The 2942-nt window shown below is 28.1% G+C and carries 3 protein-coding genes; 1 reads left to right on the top strand and 2 read right to left on the bottom strand.

Annotation, left to right across the window (positions count from 1 at the left end; translation table 11 throughout):
- The first annotated feature begins 150 nt into the window (after positions 1-150).
- Positions 151-1983 carry a translational GTPase TypA gene (gene typA, locus NSA58_RS18120; protein WP_039677997.1) on the top strand — a complete coding sequence of 611 codons (1833 nt, stop codon included), beginning with the start codon at positions 151-153 and terminating at the stop codon, positions 1981-1983.
- A 104-nt stretch (positions 1984-2087) separates the two neighbouring features.
- Here typA and NSA58_RS18115 read toward each other — a convergent pair whose 3' ends face one another.
- Positions 2088-2285, bottom strand: coding sequence for a hypothetical protein (locus tag NSA58_RS18115; RefSeq protein WP_039677998.1), 198 nt, complete (start codon positions 2283-2285; stop codon positions 2088-2090).
- An 88-nt stretch (positions 2286-2373) separates the two neighbouring features.
- Positions 2374-2745 carry a hypothetical protein gene (locus NSA58_RS18110; RefSeq protein WP_039677999.1) on the bottom strand — a complete coding sequence of 124 codons (372 nt, stop codon included), beginning with the start codon at positions 2743-2745 and terminating at the stop codon, positions 2374-2376.
- Positions 2746-2942 lie beyond the last annotated feature (197 nt).

Genomic DNA, 2942 nt, shown 5'->3' with positions numbered 1-2942 from the left:
GATCTAAAGTTTACTATCACTTAAGTAGCATTATATTTTCAATAATTATGTTAATACTAACAATAAAGTATCTATGCTATTTTATTTTACATTTTATCTAGCTTATGTTATACTGTATAAGTTATTTTTTAGAAAGGAAGAATTAAATAAATGACAACAAAACATAAAATTATAAATATCGCTGTAATTGCCCATGTCGATGCTGGTAAGTCAACTCTAGTTGATGCTTTCCTATCTCAAAGTGGTGTATTTAGAGCAAACGAAGTAGTTAAAGACTGTGTAATGGATAGTAATGACCTTGAAGCAGAGAGAGGTATAACAATATATTCTAAAAACTGTTCTATAAACTATAAAGATTACAAAATAAACATAGTAGATACTCCAGGACATAGTGACTTCTCTTCTGAAGTTGAACGTGTTATCAAAACTGTTGATACTGTTGTATTACTAGTTGATGCATCTGAAGGACCAATGCCTCAAACAAGATTCGTTTTACAAAAATCTTTAGAGTTAGGTTTAAAGCCAATACTATTTATAAACAAAATAGACAAATCTGATCAAAGAGCTGAAGAAGTTGTTGATGAAGTATTCGATTTATTCGTAGACTTAAATGCAACTGATGAGCAATGTGAATTCCCTATAATATACGGTATAGCTAAGCAAGGTATAGCTAAGAGAGAAATGGATGATGATTCTACTGATTTATCTCCATTATTTGAAACTATAGTTGAGCATGCTTCTGCTTACCCTGATTATGATGATAAGCATCTTCAATTACAAATATCTGCACTTGCATATGATAACTTTGTAGGAAGACTTGGAATCGGTAGAGTTTACAAAGGTACTGTAAAAAGTGGAGAACAAGTTTCTGTTTGTAAAGCAGGAGAAGTTGTAACTAGAGGAAAAATATCTAAACTTTCAGTTTATGAAGGATTAAAACAAGTTGAAGTTGACGAAGCTCACTCAGGTGATATCGTAGTTATAGCAGGTATACCTGATATATCTATAGGTGAAACAATCTGTGAAGTTGGACATCACTTACCAATGGAAATGATACATATAGAAGAGCCTACTCTTTCTATGAACTTCTTAGTAAATGATTCTCCATTTGCTGGTAAGAGTGGTAAGTTCGTTACTACAAGACACTTAAAAGATAGATTAGATAAAGAATTAGAAGTTAACGTTGGTCTAAAAGTTGAGCCAATGGAAACTACTGACGGATATAGAGTATCTGGTAGAGGTGAACTTCACTTATCTATACTTCTTGAAAACATGAGACGTGAAGGTTATGAAATAGGTGTTTCTAAACCAGAAGTTTTAATGCACAGAGATGAAAATGGAAAATTACAAGAACCAATTGAAAAAGTTATAATAAACTGTCCTGAAATATATTCTGGAACAGTTATAAACAAAATGAACTTAAGAAAAGGTATGATGGAAGCTATGTCTATAGAAGGAGATTTCGTTAAAATAGAATTCTCTGCTCCAACTCGTGGACTTTTAGGATATAGATCTGAATTCATAAATGATACTCGTGGTGAAGGTAATATGGTTCGTTCATTTGCTAGATACGAAGATCATAAAGGTGAAATCCCATCAAGAGCAAATGGTGTTTTAATATCTCAATGTAATGGTACTACTATGGCTTACGGATTAAATGCTTTAAGTGAAAGAGCTACTATGTTCGTAGATCCAGGTGTAGAAGTATACGAAGGTATGATAATAGGTATGAACTCTAGAAAAGACGATATGATAGTTAACCCAACTAAGAATAAAAAATTAACTAACGTTCGTGCTTCTGGTTCTGATGATGCTATAAAATTAAACGCTGCTAGAACATTTACTCTAGAAGAAGCATTAGAGTTTATAGATGATGATGAGTTAGTTGAAATAACTCCAGATTCAATAAGACTTAGAAAGAAATATTTAAACGAGCACGAAAGATTACAATACAATAAGAGAAGAAAAGCTGCTCAACAATAATATATCAAATAAAAAAATCCAGAGATTAATTATTAATCTCTGGATTTTTTTATTATACCCTCTATTTTTATATCTATATACAGAAAATATTTTATTTCAATATCTTACTTACACTCATCAAAAAATTCTTCTTCTGTTTTTGTCATAACATAAGATCCATTTATCCTACCAAAAAATTGTGTTTTATCCTTTCTACAAGCACTTACACAACCTGTATTTACATTTTCTTCCCCTATTATTCTTTTTAATTTATCAATGTCTACATTTGAACAAAAAGGACATACTCTTATCGACTTACTCATTTTTATTCTCCTCATATTTTATATTTTTATATATTATTAATACCCGCCTTGGTTAAATTAAAAACTTGTAAATTTACTTTTACAGTTTTTAATTTACAAATTTCCATATATACACATCTTTCATTATATTTATTTGTTCTAATTCTTCAAATAATTCATGTAAACTTAAAAACTGGCTTATAATTCTATCTTTAGATTTATTATCTATTTTAAATTCATCTAACTGTTCTATCCCTAAAGCAAGCCTCCCCATAGATATCATAAATTCATTATAATTTTCATCATATAATTTATATTTACTACTTAAATCTTCCAATGTTTTAAATTTATTTTTTGCATCTTTTTCATAATTTATTATATCTTCATTTGAAATAATCTTCATCTTATCCATATAGCTATCTATTTTTTTCATTAAATAGTTTTTATAGTAAGAAATAATTTCTTTTATTGATTCTTCCATTTTATAATTTACTCCTATCTGTCATTATACTAAATACTTTATTATTTTTAATAATACCCAAAAAACATATGATTATCTAATAACTATCTATTTTAAAATTAAAATTTTAAACGATAGAAAATAGATTATAAATTCCCTAAAACTAAAAAAAGATTGATTATAAATCAATCTTTTTACATATATTTAAATAGATAAAA

The sequence above is a fragment of the Terrisporobacter muris genome (genome assembly GCF_024621905.1).
Taxonomy (GTDB): Bacteria; Bacillota; Clostridia; order Peptostreptococcales; family Peptostreptococcaceae; genus Terrisporobacter; species Terrisporobacter muris.
The sequence above is the reverse complement of the archived record's forward strand: the minus strand, read 5'-3'. Positions and strand labels throughout refer to the sequence as shown.